The following is a 14,185-nucleotide window of genomic DNA, read 5'->3' on the forward strand; positions in this document are numbered from 1 at the left end:
GCTCGACGAGCTGCTACCGAACGACCCGGGGGTCGGGTTTTTCCAGCGCCGCAATTGTCGCGAGATCGGCACGCTCCGTCGACCATCACTCACGGAGCTACTTAACCCTAAGCCCAGAGCGCCAAAGGGCAAGCAGCTGCTCTCCTCACGTCGCAGCCACGAGTCGAGCGTTGGAGCGATGAAACTAGAGCGCTCTTGTTCGCCGCTAGTGAATGGGCAAGTCGGTCAGTGATCAGCGGCGGCCCGCTCTGCGAGCATGATTCCAGGCCATGAAAGTCCGGCGAGAGTGCGGATGTCGCACGGAGAGCTCGCGCTGCACGAAACGGCAGTCTTGGGTTCCCGCTTGCTTCTCTGCTGCGAAACTCATCCTGCCCGACCGTGACACGGGATTCCGGGCAGAGGGCAACGGCTCGCGGGGGGACCGTGGGCACTCGAGATTCGTGAGCTTATGGCGACGGAGGCATCCCGATGTTCGCGGTGTTTCCATCGCCGATGTTTCCAACGACTCCACCGCTTACATGGACGTTGTACTTGCCTGACGCTGCGCCCTTCGGATCCACGAGCCTCATGAGCTCGTGGGCCTTCTCGAGAATCGCCTTATCCTCGGCCGCACCGGATGCGCGGACTTGCTCCTCCAGCGCGGCCTTATCCGGTTGAGATTTATCGAGTTCTTCCGTCGACGTATCACTGCCTCCGAATGTCCGCTTCACGAGCGCCTTCAGCCCGTTGTACGCGTCCTTGACGAGATTGTTTCCAACATCCTTGAACGCAACGGTCGCGCCAGCAACTAGAGCCGTCACTATCAATGTCACAGGGTCCATCGCTCCCCTCCACTTCGTTGTGGTTCTTCACCAGAGCTAAGCTTGCACTTCTATGCCGCCGAGCGGAAGAACAGTGGTCCACTCGCGACGCCGGATGCGCGGTAGCGGCGGTTCAGGCCGATTCGGCTAAGTCGTCGAGATGGGCGGCCGTAGTGCTAGAGGCGGCTCAGCTCGGCGCCCAGCAGGCCCGTCATATTGGCAGTCCCGTTGTCACCGATCGTGCCGACGACTCCGCCCGTAACGTTCACGACATATTTTGATTCACTTTGTTTTCGAGCGCGCTCCGCGTCCAGCACCATCTCGACCTCCCGCCGGACACGAGGCCGAGCCTCGGCCAACATACGGGTGAGCATGTTTTGCAAGTCGATGTCAACCAACCGACGCGCAAACAGCGCAGTGTCGAGCAAGGATTCAGCATCCGCTCCGCCGGGTGCTGACACCGTCCGAACGATTCGCGCGCACTCCAGCATGGTTTGCTGCAACCTGTCGAAGGCTACGCTTCCTGGGCTGTCTGCGATGCCAGCTGAGTTTCCTGTGACGATCGGGCCAGTTAAGAATCGCATCAACTCGAACACCGAGTGCAGCCGCAGTAGGTGGATCCGCAATTCCCTGATGCGCTTGCGGTCCCCGGTTGTTCTGCTTGCACTGTGAAGGATGTGGCACCGAACGGATCCGCCGCCTGGGACCGCTACATCGAGACTCGTTAATGTGATACGCCCGAGCGCGAGTGTCTCGTGAACTGTGCGAAAGTCGGGGTCAACGGCAACTCCGGCGGCCTCGACAACTGCGGCGATGCGTCCAGACCCCACGAGAGTGCGAGAAGCTTCCGCCCGGGAAGTGGCAGCGGCGTATCGGTCGGCGAGTTCGGAGCCGACCGTTATCACTCTGCCGTTGGCGCCCGTCTGGCCGCGAACCCTGGTAGTCATCCCCGCGAGCGCACCGACGCCCTTGGCAAGGGCAGAGCCGGCGTATTCGTAGGACCAGTAGGAACGTGGCGTGCCCTCGGAGGAGAAGGGCCGGATCTGGAAGGCAACGTCCACATCCAGTAGGGCGGTCGATCCGTTCAGTGCCTGCCAGGCACGTTTTCGGACCGCTTCCACCTTCATCCGCTCATCCGTTGAGAAGCCCGCTAGTGATTCTGGTGCAATCGTCAGCATGCGGGCCCCGTTAGCGAATGCGGACTCAAATGCCCATGGTTCGACGACTCCACCGGCCCGGCGCGTTATTTTTCCGACTCCGCGAAGAAACTCCCCTTCAGCCCATGCTGGAAGCACTACGCCGTCGGCAATAGCAGGGTCGGCCGAGAATCGACGCGCATCGGAGATTGGAACACGAAGCGTGACCAGCATGCGGCGAGTCTAGAGCCCGGGGAGGCTCCTGGACAGGCGCACTTCTCCGTCGCGCTAAGTCCAGGGGAAGTCGCTGTCGCCGTGACACGGTTATTCACCGCATGGGCATCAGCTATCGCGTCCCAGAAGGGAGCCGTCGTCTCCGATGGACATGGCTCAGGGATGCACACGCTCATTATATCGTCAGAACTCGTCTCTCACAATGACCACCGTCAGTTACCTCTGTCTACTAGCGCGACGAGGCGCGAAAATCATGCGCACCGGCCAACAGCAGGTGCGCACAGCCCAGGCCGAGATGCGGCGTGGGGCAAGGAATCGGGAGGCCGCGATGGCTACCGGGCCGGTGGTTGGGACGCCGAGTGCGGGGCGCGAGTTGGGATGTAGAGCCCAACGACTGCGACGGAGGGTCGTCAATCTTCGGCCGAAGGCTGACGTGTCGAGAAGGCCGCGCTTCGCGCTTGACGCACATGCGCTCTACCGATCGACTCTGACAAGGGGCCGCTCCTGTCGGCGACGCTCGAGAACCGGACCGCGGCGTCCAACACGATCTGCGCCCGGATCTCCCCATGGCGAGTCGACGAGGTCCGTGGTGATATAGGCCTCGGTCGCGTTGACCGCACGCTCGAGCTCGTCCTCAGGTCTTGCCGTAGCCGCGTCGGGATTCAGGCCCACGCTCGGATGCGCTCGTGGATCCGGTGCGTACGCTCTTCGGTGAGGTCAACCGAGTCAAATGACATCTCGCCGCCATCCTACCCCTCGGGGAGTTCATCGCGAAGGTTCTAGGACAGCGCGAGACGGAAGGATCCGGGCACCTCTGTGCCCGCCAACCACTGGGAGCGCATCAAGGCCTCCGAATCGGACATCGTGCAGACGTAGTCGGCCAAGGCACGGTAGTGCTGAGGCGAGAGTACGTCCCGGTGTGGCAGCTGGTGTGGATTAGTAGGCACGGCTACTTGGTTCAGAGCGAAGATGACTAGCAGGGCGGGCGGGAGCGAATGCTCCTTCGGTTCTGTGCAAATCCAATCAGCAAGACCGTCCATCAGGATCTCTATAGTCCGCGTTTGAGCCCGCTGCATCGAACCCATCCGCGGGCGTGAGACCAGATAGTGGCGGGTGATGGACTTCAGCACCTGCATTTGATGCCATGCCTCGGACGTCAGGAAGACCGACGGGCCGTCCCTGTACGGCGGGGTCTCGTCCAGGTCGATCGCTTTGAAGAAGTCGCTGACGAACCCGCGGAGCAACAGGCGCAAATTCATTCCGTAGTCCTGAGCGTCGGGATCGCTCAACTGCTGCAGGAAGTTGTCGACGTCGTGCAGCGCGGCAGCGTAGTCCTTATCGTTGAAAAAGGGCTTGTACCTGTCTCGGTGCTTCCCGGTCGACTTCACGAAGACCGGCGGTGGGGCGAAACTGTTTTCTTTCGCAGTGAAGTCCGCGGCGGAGAAATCCGCAGCCTTACGCAGCTCAGGCGTGATCCCCGCATGTCCGAGAGACGTGCTGAGGTCCTGCTTCACAAGTCCGACGTCGATGAGGCCCGCAGCGAGGAAGTCTTCGAGGTCGTGGATCGCGTAAGCGACGTCGTCCGCGAGATCCATGATTGATGCTTCTAGAGTCTGACGTCCCGGGTCTTCTTCGCCCTGTTGCAGATCCAGCACGCTGGCTCGAATCTGCGCGAGTCTCGGCGCATCATCCAGATACGCGCCGAACTTGCGGTGGTCGGGATTGGCGTAGGGAAGTTTCTTCGCGTACGGGTACTTCAAAATGGCAGCCAGGGTAACGTCTGTGAGGTTTAGGCCGACCTCGGAGGTGCCCTTGATGCGGTCTAGTCGTGTCACAGTCCGGAATGTTTGAGCGTTTCCTTCGAAGCCGTCTGCGACGTTGTGCCGGACCAGATAATTGTCGAGCGCATCCTCGCCTGCGTGACCGAACGGGGGGTGCCCGATGTCGTGCGCGAGGCCTGCCGCTTCGCATGCCGCGATATCAAGGCCACCATTCTTGATGACCACCTCACGCCATCGTGTGTTGTGGGGAAGGGATCGTGCGATGTGATCGGCGATTTCTCGCGCAATCATCGCCACCTTGTGGGTGTGTGAGGAACGGCTGTGCATCTGCGCCGATGCGAGTTCGGGCGACACGACCTGGGTGACCCCGGCAAGCCGCCGCAGATACTCCGAGTAACCCAATCGTCCCCGGTCGCGCTCCGCGGGCGTACGGAAGTCCCGGTCCCCGCTAGGCGACTCTTCGCCCCGCCGGTGCCGGCTTTCCTCTCGATCTGGATCAACGACAGATCCGTCGGCGAGCGTCTTCAGCGTTGCGGCGGGACTATCTTCGATCACCGGCTCAGGGTACTAGTTCGAGCATTCCTGAACGCAGGTCGGCCCTGATTCGGCGGTCGGCGACCGCAGAGTTGACGACGTACGGAACGTCGGACAGAGACAGTCCTGTGCGGCTAGCGACAGAAGGCACGGCGTCGCGAAGGGCCATCGACCCACCGTTGGCGTCGACGACCTCAACAAGCTCCTGAATGAGGTTCCGGAGCTGCTGGGCACGTGATTCTACGGTCGGCGATGCAGCGTTCATCAGGATCCTTCCGGACGTGGCGTCTGACTTTCAGTCTAATGCTTGTAGGCCGCTGAACGTACCCTAGGGCACCGACATCGGTGGTCTCCGACTCGGCGCGGTTCGCGAGCTCGGCGGACAGTGTACCGTGAGCGGGAGCTGGGCAAAGGGAAGGGGGAGCGATAGTCAGCGTGGCAGAACCAGTGTCGGACCTGGTGCTTGTTGATGATGCGCACCACCCTCTGCGGCCGGCGACCTCGAAGCACTACTCGCGCGAGTACGCGGCGCTCGCCAGCAAGTATGTAGGCGCACCTCTCGACATCAGCTTTCGTGAGCTGGTCGGCCCACTCCCCGCGAGCGAGTACACGCATGGGCTATACCCATACCCCGCGAGGCTACTTCGACACATTCCGCGGTTCCTCCTGTCAACGGACGCAGTCGTCGCCGACGTCGATGTTGTTTTCGATCCCTTCGTCGGATCAGGGACAGTGCTCCTTGAGGCCCAACTTCGAGGGTTCACCTCGATAGGAGTCGAGCAGAATCCCGTCGCTGCGTTGGTCAGCCGTGTGAAGGTGTCACGCGGCTCACATACGCACGCAGCGACTGTCTTGAACGACTCATTGGCCACCGCCAAGCGCCGGCGGCGTGCTGTCAAAATCTCGCCACTGCTCAGCCGCTGGTACTCATCGGGAGCGCTGTCGGCCCTAGGGCGGTTGGCGGCCACGGCGGAGGAACACGAAGAGGAAGATCGCGATCTGTTGCAGCTGTGTCTTGCCCTTACAGCCAGGCGAATGGCCACGACGGATCCCCGTATCCCTGTCCCTGTGAAGAGTGCGCGCAACGCGATGGCGTCCTCCTCAGATGTCTGGCGCCAGTGGGTAAGCGAAAGCACATCAATCTTGACCAAACTTCACGCGCTACCTCCCGAGCGCCCGGTCGCCGAAGTCCGCACCGGCGACGCCCGAGATCTCACGGTCTGGCCGAACCCTGAGCAGGCATCCAGAACGTTGCTATTGACGAGCCCTCCCTACGGCGCAGCCCAAAAGTATGTGCGCAGCACGAGTTTGGAGGCCGCGTGGTTAGGCCATGCTCCTAAGGGCAAGACGGTCCACCTTGAGCACAGCAGTATCGGCCGCGAGCATCTGTCGCCTCAAGATTTGCGGTTGGACGCGTCTAGCGTGTCAAGCCCGCAGCTCAGGCGGGTTCTGGCAAGCATCGCTGAGAAGGATGCGCGCCGGGGCGCGATCTATGTGACCTATTTCGTAGATATGGAACGGGTCTTCAGAAACGCCGCCAACGTGGGCATCAGACGGATCGCGCTCGTGTCAGGCGATAACCATGTTGCTGGCGGCGTACTAAGGACGAGTCAGCATCTTTCGGACATCATTGAGTCGTTGGGGTACAGGCGCACCGTCTCGCTGCGCGACCCCATCCGTGGACGGACGCTCTTGACATCCAGGAAGAATGGGTCTCCGGCTCCGGCGGAATATATCGAAGTCTTTGAAATGGCGAACTGTGATTGAACTAGGCGGTCTGGACGAAGACGAAGCGTCAATCCGGAAGAGAATCATGTTGCTGTCCGACACCCTCTGGGAGGGGAATGGGGGTAGGGAAGATGTGAACCTCTGGCTAGAGAACTTCACGGGCAAGACCGACGACGTCTCCGCCGAGGTTGAGAGATTGCATGCAGTGCACCTTCTCTCACACTTCACATACTTCGGTCTCCGCGAGCTCCGCGAGCTTCTGAAAGCCCTCTATAGGGACCTCTTCCGTTACGAGGTCATCCAGGAGATCCGTGACCACGCGAAGGGGAGCACCGATCCCGCGATTCTGCGTGCCGGCTTCGACGACGCCCTCTCGCAAACACGTTTCCTCGGGGTGGGGAATCCCGCTGAGAGCGGCACCCACCTTCTCTACTACTTCCGGCAGGAAAACCGTCTTCGCAAGGAACTCTTTCCGAACCCCTACGAGTTACTCAGCGCATCACCTCAGGACGGGCGATTCCGGATTGCCGACCCCGAGGTGCGGCGGCTCGTGTTCATTGACGACGTCGTTGGCACGGGGCGGCAAGCGGCGGAACACAACCTGGCGTTCATCCGCCACCTTCGCGACGCTGCCCTCCTGAGCGAGCAAACCATCGAAGTTTGGTACCTAACCCTCTTCGCGAACCCGACAGGGTTGGACAGCGTCCGGCAGCTCGGATTCGACCACGCTGCTGCCGTTCACGAGCTGAACGCGTCCCAACTAGCGTTCAGCGAGGAGTCGCATGCGTACGCCGCACCACCGGCAGGAATCAGCCGTGAGACCGGCAGAGCTGTGGCGGAGCGCTATGGTGCCGATCTTGCTCCCGGCAATGCATTGGGCTACGGCGAGGGCGGGTTGATGCTGGGGCTACACCATAACGTCCCGGATCACACCCTTCCGATCTTTTGGGTACAGGAAGCGTACGGCCCGTGGAATCCGATGTTCCGCCGTTACCCGAAAGAGCAGAACAACTAGTGCGTAGCCCATTCGACGTCACGAAGGCAGTCGACCTCAATGATCCGCAAATCGAACTGACGTACGTCTCGTTTGGCGGCAGGGACCGATCCATCGTCGACCCCGCGAGCGCAATGCCGCAGTTCTTGACCGGGCTCAAAGGCGGCGGGCGCACACATCTCTTACGTCACTACTCCTACCCACTGCAGAAGACACGAAGCGACCGCCCGCTCCACCAGGTGCAGGCGGACGGATACATAGGGATCTATTTCCGGTGCGGTGGTCTGAATGGAAGTCGCTTCCGAGGAAAAGGACAGCCCGCTGAGCAGTGGGCGACGACGTTCGCCTACTACATGGATCTGTGGCTTACGGAGCTTCTCCTCGCGACCGTTGCTGATTTGAGCGAGTCTGAGCAGTGGCGGAATAGCGAGACCGCTAAGGTGTACGTGGCTATAGCCCGGGCGCTACAGGCCAACGTCTCGGGCGCCGATGAGGTAGTTGACCCGTTATCCGCCATCTTGGGATACCTCACACAGCTTCGCCGCGAGATCGACTGGGCAGTAAACAACGCGGCGCACACGGGCCGGCTCGACATACAGGTGAGATCGAATCCCGGTGAACTCATATTCGCCGCTGCGAAGTCAGTGTCCACGCTTCCCGGGTTCCAGGATGTGACGATCACGTTCCTTGCCGATGAGTACGAGAACCTGACCGAGAGCCAGCAGATCTACTTCAATACCCTCATCCGCGAGAAGGAGGCGCCCGCGACTTTCCTCGTGGGCGGTCGGAGCTGGGGTATCCGGACACACAAGACGCTGAGTGCAGGAGAGGTGAATAAGAAGGGCAGCGAGTACGAGCTGTACCCGATTGACACCGCGTACGCGAGCGACCCGGCTGAGTACCAGAACTTCTGTCGTGATCTCATCATGAGGCGACTCGCTGCCTTCGATCTTGATGAGCAAGAATCAGCGGGTTGGATCTCCAGGCTGTCGTTTGGGGCTGATGATCGCTTACACACCAGGCGTCTTCATGACGTGTTGGCTCGCTATACGGCGCTCGAGCGGCCCTACCTGGTCGACCTACGAAATGCGGTCAGTAAGGCGCAAGGCTCACGAATCGCGTCCGGAGTCGTCGACGCCCTGAGTATGCCCCGCTACCCCCTAATTGAGAAGCTCGCCATCCTACGCTTCTACCAGTTGTGGTACGCAGGCCAGGAGCCGTCGGCCGAAAGCGCAGCGGCCGCGCGCGATTTCGTGGCACCGCTGGCCGACGGAACAGAGGATGTGGAGCTGACAAACTTCTTTAAGCAGCGGAAGAGCGACGCCATTGCGCAGATCTATGCCGGGGCGGGGAGGCAGACAGCGTATGCCGGTTTCACCGAACTTGTCGCCCTGTCAGGCTTCCTTCCGCGCAACCTTCTCATGATTCTCAAATACGTTTCTCACTGGGCCCAGTTCCATGGCGAAAACGTATTTCGCGGCTCGGGTCAGATTTCTGAACGCGCGCTCAGCGAGGGCGTTCTCGATGCCTCGAACTGGTACCTGGCCGACGCGAAGCCGCTCGGTACGCAAGGCGAAGAGTGTGAGATCGCTATCCGGAGGCTCGGGCAGTACATGCACTCTATTCGCTATGCGGATAAGCCCAGCGAGATCGACATCGCAACATTCTCCACTAGTCTGAGCCAGGTCTCTCCAGACGCACTCGCCGTCCTCGAACGCTGCGTGAGCCACGGGCTGCTTGTCGAAGTGCGGGGCGGGCGATCCGCCAGGAATCATGGACCGCGGCATCGGAAGTTTCAGCTTCATCCGATGCTCACACCAATGTGGGGTCTAAGGCCAGGGCGCCGTGGTGACGCGACATTGGACCGGGCAACGGTTGAAGCGATCTTCAATCCGAAGGTCGAAGATCTAGCGTTCCAGCAGGTGAGGGAGGCGCTCGAAATGTCCTTGAACGCGCCGTTCGCCAGCATCAAGGATGCTCTGTTCTGATGGACATCGAATACGCAGCCTTCAAGCGGAACCGCCTCGATCATCAGGAAGTCAGCTCGCGACATTACGATCTCTTCCTGGCGGCGCTAAATGATTCTGCGCGCGTACACGCGTTGGCCGACGCTGTTCAGGCGTCGCGCAAGGTATGGCTTGTCCATGACGAGTACAGCTACGCTGCTGAGAACCTGCCTGCTGGAGAGGTTGTCCGTGCCTCGCATAGCTCAAGTCCTGCAGATTCGTGGACGCAAGTGCTTGACGCGCTCAGGGCATCTGGTCCACTGAAGGACCTGTCCATCGCTATCGATATTACGGGCATGATGCGCCCACACATAGTGATGCTGCCATTCGCGCTGAAGTCCGTCGGAGTCTCAAAAGTCACAGTCTTCTACTCGGATCCAGACTCATACAAGTTGGGCGAACGCACCACCTTCACGCGAGGTCCCGTGGAGAGGGTTGGACTAATCCCCGGCATGGAGGGCGCCCATTCAAACCAACCGAGTCCTCGAGACGCACTAATCGTAGGGGCGGGGTACGATCACAGCCTCGTTACTGCCGTGGTCGATGACAAACCAAACGCCGAGCACGTGATCTTGCTGGGGCTCCCCGGACTTCAGCCCCACATGTATCAAGAAAGCATGCTAATGCTGGCTAATTCCAGCAACTCCATCCGCCACCACCGGCCAGCCTCGTACATTTTCGCGCCGGCGAACGACCCGTTTGCCACCGCGCACGAGCTCTCCACCAAAGTGGACTCGTTGGGTGAACTTGACCATCTCTACCTCAGCGCCGTCGGAGCGAAGCCGCATGTGTTGGGTTTCGCTTGGTACTACTGGTGTGAAGGAGTCGCACGCAACGCGAGCTTCCTCGTCCCCTTCGCGGAGAAGTACGACCGCGAGACCTCGAAGGGTGTGGCCGCTATTCACGAGTACATCCTTGAACTCGACTTCGTGCGCGATCCAGAGCCCCCGCCCCCGGCCGTGCTTGGGCAGTAGCGCTTGCCGACCGAGGACACAGAGAGCGGCTGGCACGTCGACGCCCCACAACGGAGAGCCATCGCTTCCCCCGATCCGACGGCCGAGCACTCGACCCGACCGCTGATCTGGCACGCGCGGGACGCGTCGCCGGCAGCGGGACATCCAGCGGCCAGGTGCGGACACACCCCTCGCGATCCGAGGGGTGTGTCGCTCCAGCAAGCGTAGATCTGACCAACCCCGAGAAGCATCGATCAGGTGTCGACGCCGAAGGCGCGCAGCAACGGCACGCGGGGGATCATACGGCGGGGGCCGAGCTGGACCGTGGGGATGGTTCCGTTCTCGATACCGAGCTTGATCGTGCGGTAGTCGACGCCGACGAGCTTCGCGGCGTCCTTCATTGTCAGTGCAAGACAATCTTGTGACCGGTTCATAATCTTGCCCCTCGGTGAGCCAGGAGTGTCGTTCTCCCTTCGTCGCAAGGTACCACACGGGTGAGCCAAGATCGACAGTCTTCTTCGCGAATCTTTGAAGACCTGGAATAGTGGGCTTCATGGCAGACGTCGACGCGTATGACTTCAGCGATGAGCGCATTGATCTGGGCAGCGGGGTGACGCTTCCGAAGTCCTGGTGCGCGCGCGTGTCGGGTGAGCAGGACGTCCCCGGCACGATCACCGTCCGCGTGGAGTGGGATGGGGTGCTGAGACGCACGGCCGTGGCCTTCGCTGCGCTCGAGCGTGAAGCGGAAGGCGTCGACATCACCAGCCAGGTGCTCCGCGAGGTGCGAACGCACTGGATCATGACGAGGTCAGCCCTCGATGTCGTCACCGTCGATGTCCGCACCGAGGATGGCGACAAGCTCGACCGCATACCGGTGCGCGACTTTCTCAGTCGCGTGCGAGCGCATGAGGAGCGCGAGCCCTTGGAGTCCCTCCACGCCGCGATCTCCGTCTATCGCGTCGCGACGGCAATCAGCTATCCGCCGCTGAAGCTCGTCGCCGACACTCTCCAGATCAGCCAGAGCACCGCCACCCGCCTCATGAGTCGCGCACGCGACTCCGGTCTGGCCCCTGAAGTCCGCATCCAAGAGCCACGGCGGGCGCCGGCGGTGGACCCGTACAACCCGGGCCGGCCTTTCGATCCTGCAGCGCCCCACCACGGACCGTCTCAGCCCGGAGGGCCTTCGATCGGCAGATGAGATGCGGTAGGAACACCGTCTGTTCGGGGATGCCGACCACGACCGGTGCCGATGATTGCTTGAACACTTTGCTAAATGCGGGCCAAGGTTTCGACCAGAGTGCCCAGAATGGGCGCTCTGGCAAGGTCGTCAAAGCAAGCTTGCCGCATCCGTCCCGCACATGGGCTTGAGATCCGCTTCCTGACAGACGATTCTTGCCCGCATTTTGGCCGCATCCTATTCGCTGTTGGCTGTTTTCGGACGTCGCTCGATGTCGGTCGACCCTCAAAGATCCGCGTAATTCCGCGGAAGTTGTCGTTCCGTGTCGCTATGCAGAATGCTCAAAACGTGTTCGAGTCCCTCCAGGGCAACATACTTTTTCCATTCCTGACCACGACGTTTATCTCGAACACTCGAGTCTCGTGCGGGTCCCTCGCCCGCGCTCTCGGCAGGTGGAACAGGACCGGGTCGGGCTTGCGCGGGGTTCGCCCGGGCAAACCACGAATAGCGTGGCCCACGTCTCGCCGCTAACCCGGAAGCAGCGGCGGGCTAGCAAGAGGTGGTCGCGCGGTCAATGCTCGCGCTGCCAGCACCGGACCGCCGCGCCACGGAGTGGGGTGCGACGCGCAGGCTCGTCCTCATAGGGGCCGGCGGCGGCGCAGCGGACCCGAGCGCTCGCCCTTGCGGGGCCTAAGGGCGCGACTTACTCTGAAGTGAGTGCCCCAGACCCCGGTCAACTCCACCGACCCGACGGCGTGGGAACGCGGACTGGAAGACCACGATGGGCACCTTCACGTATGGCCAGCTGGGGCAAGGCTCCGTGATCGACGACCGCATGCTGCTGCATCTGCAGGTCGTCATCGTCACCAAGCTGCGCCGTGGCGAACGGTTTCTGTTCCGGTGCGACATGGATGAGCACATCCGCTCCGCGGAAAGCTTCTGGATGTCACCGGACATTCCCCTCAGGTTCGCGTTCGACCGACCCACCGCCGCGACGATCAACCCGGCCTGGCTGGCGATCCTGGCTTTCGCCGCCGCCACCACCGCGGGCCTGTGGCTCATTCCCGAACCTGTCGACCTGTCGCTCGACGGCGCCGCGCACCGAGAACCAGAGTTGGCCCGCGTCGGCACCTGATATGTTCCGCGTCAGTCGCTGGATTCGGCGGGCACCCGCACAGTGAGCTGTCGCGGCTCCACCCAGGTGCGGATGGCCACCGCACGGCCGAACTCGTCGCCGTCGAGCTCGATCAGCTCGGGGCGACTCACGACGAGGGTGAACAGGGCTCCCCTGATGTAGTTGAGTGCGTCCACCTCCTTGGTGCGGAATTTCCGGCCCAAGCGGGTGCGGCTGAGCACTCCGTTCTCCCAGATGATCTTCGTCACGATCTGCGCCCAGCTGATGAATCCTTCGGGCCGGAGCAGGACGATGTCCAGCAGGCCGTCGTCGACGGCCGCGTCCGGCAGGAGCAGTACATTCGCTTGCAGCGACCCGCAGTTGCCGATGATGATCGTGTGCGCGCGCAACGACCGCACTCGGTGTCCGTCCAGGCGGTAGCGCACCCTGAGCTGGTTCTTGTCGCGCAACGCGGTCGCGATGGCCTTCACGTAGGCGAGCCAGCCGACCTTGGCCTTCAGCTCGTCATCGGTGTGAGCGAGCATCTTCGCGTCGAGCCCGAGCCCCGCCATGACCAGATACGCGTGGCGGTCGACAGTGCTGTCTTCGCGGCGGATCTCGATCATCCCGAGATCGATCTGCCGATCCTCCCCGGTGAACGCGGAGTGGATCGAGTGCTCGAGATCATCCAGCGTGAGCTTCAGATTCCGGGCGAGGAGGTTGCCGGTGCCGGAAGGCAGCAGAGCCAGCGAGACAGGCCGCGCGCGCACGGCTTCGGCCACAGCCCGCACCGTGCCATCACCGCCCGCGACGATGATCATCGTCACGCCCTGGGCAAGCGCCTCCTCGGTCATGCCCTGCCCCGGGTCTTCGGCGCTGGTCTCGAACCACAGCGTCTCACCCCAGCCCGCAGCCGTCTGCTCGGCCGCGACGACGGCCCTGATCGCCGGCAGGTCGACCTTGATCGGGTTGTAGATGACGGCTGCCAGTTGTGTGGATCGCGCGGCATCCCCGCTCCGGCGGTCCGTATCCGCTACTTCAGTCATGACGTGGCCTCGTCCATCAGTTGGTGCGTTCCTCTGTCCAGTCGCGATCGTCGGCGTTGTCGCCGAACGAGCCGGGCACGCGTGCACCCTTGCTACGAGCGAATCAGACTGACTCGATATGCGCGCCCCCCTTGCTTTTCGCACCCACCGTCGCGACCGAGCGGGCTCGCGCACCGAGAGCCGAAAGTCCCGCCGGCTCTGAGGGCGCGTCGTCGGCGGAGCGGCAGCGGCAGGCGGGCAGTGGCCCCCGGACGGCGTCGCAGGAATGGGCGGACGCAGGCGGCCCGTCATCACCGGGCACCGAGCACGGACATCGGCCGTGCGCAACCCCCGAGGTGGTGCCGGTTCAGCCGTCGTACCGTGCGGGGGAAGGGAGATCTCGTGCACGCAATCGATCTGATCATCGGCGACTACGTCCATCGCCTCCCGATGGACGTCGACGAGGCAGCTGTGCTGGCGCAGCTGATGGCGGGGATCCTCGCGGGCGGAGGTGTCGTCGACCTGCCGACGGCGTCGACGAGCGCGTCCGTGTCGGTTCTCATCAGTCCCGGCGTTCCCGTGTTCGTCGAGCGCATGGAGATTCCGGACGCACCCGGCGAGGAGCAGGCACTCCCCGGTGATCACTCCGAGTGGCCGTTCCGCTGAGCTCCTCGCGAGCAGCTGACGCGGACGAGCAGGTTAG

13 protein-coding genes are annotated in these 14,185 nt (G+C 62.2%); 7 read left to right on the forward strand and 6 right to left on the reverse strand.

What is annotated here, in order from left to right:
• Positions 1–446 precede the first annotated feature (446 nt).
• The 4 genes from V6R91_RS19635 to V6R91_RS19650 all read right to left on the reverse strand — a co-directional run bounded on the left by V6R91_RS19635 (position 447) and on the right by V6R91_RS19650 (position 4,750).
• A complete protein-coding gene (locus V6R91_RS19635) occupies positions 447–821 on the reverse strand; it encodes a hypothetical protein (protein WP_336396599.1) in 375 nt (124 codons plus the stop codon).
• 155 nt (positions 822–976) lie between these two features.
• A complete protein-coding gene (locus V6R91_RS19640; RefSeq protein ID WP_336396600.1) occupies positions 977–2,170 on the reverse strand; it encodes a hypothetical protein in 1,194 nt (397 codons plus the stop codon).
• A 779-nt stretch (positions 2,171–2,949) separates the two neighbouring features.
• On the reverse strand, positions 2,950–4,506 hold the full coding sequence (locus tag V6R91_RS19645) for a deoxyguanosinetriphosphate triphosphohydrolase family protein (protein WP_336396601.1): 1,557 nt from the start codon (positions 4,504–4,506) through the stop codon (positions 2,950–2,952).
• Positions 4,507–4,510: 4 nt separating this feature from the next.
• Positions 4,511–4,750, reverse strand: coding sequence for a hypothetical protein (locus V6R91_RS19650; protein ID WP_336396602.1), 240 nt, complete (start codon positions 4,748–4,750; stop codon positions 4,511–4,513).
• 599 nt (positions 4,751–5,349) lie between these two features.
• Here V6R91_RS19650 and V6R91_RS19655 point away from each other — a divergent pair.
• Genes V6R91_RS19655 through V6R91_RS19670 form a run of 4 tightly spaced genes read left to right on the forward strand, consistent with a single transcriptional unit; the run spans position 5,350 to position 10,187 of the window.
• Positions 5,350–6,252: a hypothetical protein gene (locus V6R91_RS19655; RefSeq protein WP_336396603.1), complete on the forward strand. Its 903-nt coding sequence runs from the start codon at positions 5,350–5,352 to the stop codon at positions 6,250–6,252.
• Between the two features lie 46 nt (positions 6,253–6,298).
• Positions 6,299–7,228 carry a phosphoribosyltransferase-like protein gene (locus tag V6R91_RS19660; RefSeq protein WP_336396604.1) on the forward strand — a complete coding sequence of 310 codons (930 nt, stop codon included), beginning with the start codon at positions 6,299–6,301 and terminating at the stop codon, positions 7,226–7,228.
• Positions 7,183–9,195: an ORC-CDC6 family AAA ATPase gene (locus V6R91_RS19665; RefSeq protein ID WP_336396605.1), complete on the forward strand. Its 2,013-nt coding sequence runs from the start codon at positions 7,183–7,185 to the stop codon at positions 9,193–9,195. The genes V6R91_RS19660 and V6R91_RS19665 overlap by 46 nt, the downstream gene beginning before the upstream one ends.
• On the forward strand, positions 9,195–10,187 hold the full coding sequence (locus tag V6R91_RS19670; RefSeq protein WP_336396606.1) for a hypothetical protein: 993 nt from the start codon (positions 9,195–9,197) through the stop codon (positions 10,185–10,187). Before V6R91_RS19665 ends, V6R91_RS19670 begins: the two co-directional genes overlap by 1 nt.
• A 233-nt stretch (positions 10,188–10,420) precedes the next feature.
• Here the strand turns inward: V6R91_RS19670 and V6R91_RS19675 are convergent, their stop codons facing one another.
• The gene (locus V6R91_RS19675; protein WP_336396607.1) at positions 10,421–10,567 is read right to left on the reverse strand and encodes a DNA-binding protein; all 147 of its coding nucleotides are present in this window, start codon (positions 10,565–10,567) and stop codon (positions 10,421–10,423) included.
• A 152-nt stretch (positions 10,568–10,719) separates the two neighbouring features.
• On the opposite strand from V6R91_RS19675, the gene V6R91_RS19680 reads away from it, so the two are divergent.
• Together V6R91_RS19680 and V6R91_RS19685 are read left to right on the forward strand one after the other, a co-directional pair.
• Positions 10,720–11,364, forward strand: coding sequence for a hypothetical protein (locus tag V6R91_RS19680; protein ID WP_336396608.1), 645 nt, complete (start codon positions 10,720–10,722; stop codon positions 11,362–11,364).
• Positions 11,365–12,124: 760 nt separating this feature from the next.
• The gene (locus V6R91_RS19685) at positions 12,125–12,478 is read left to right on the forward strand and encodes a DUF7882 family protein (RefSeq protein WP_336396609.1); all 354 of its coding nucleotides are present in this window, start codon (positions 12,125–12,127) and stop codon (positions 12,476–12,478) included.
• Positions 12,479–12,489: 11 nt separating this feature from the next.
• On the opposite strand, the gene V6R91_RS19690 is transcribed toward V6R91_RS19685, so the two are convergent.
• Positions 12,490–13,590 carry a diacylglycerol/lipid kinase family protein gene (locus V6R91_RS19690; RefSeq protein WP_336396610.1) on the reverse strand — a complete coding sequence of 367 codons (1,101 nt, stop codon included), beginning with the start codon at positions 13,588–13,590 and terminating at the stop codon, positions 12,490–12,492.
• A 294-nt stretch (positions 13,591–13,884) separates the two neighbouring features.
• On the opposite strand from V6R91_RS19690, the gene V6R91_RS19695 reads away from it, so the two are divergent.
• Positions 13,885–14,148, forward strand: coding sequence for a hypothetical protein (locus V6R91_RS19695; protein WP_336396611.1), 264 nt, complete (start codon positions 13,885–13,887; stop codon positions 14,146–14,148).
• Positions 14,149–14,185: the final 37 nt, after the last annotated feature.

This window comes from Microbacterium sp. CCNWLW41, assembly GCF_037083505.1.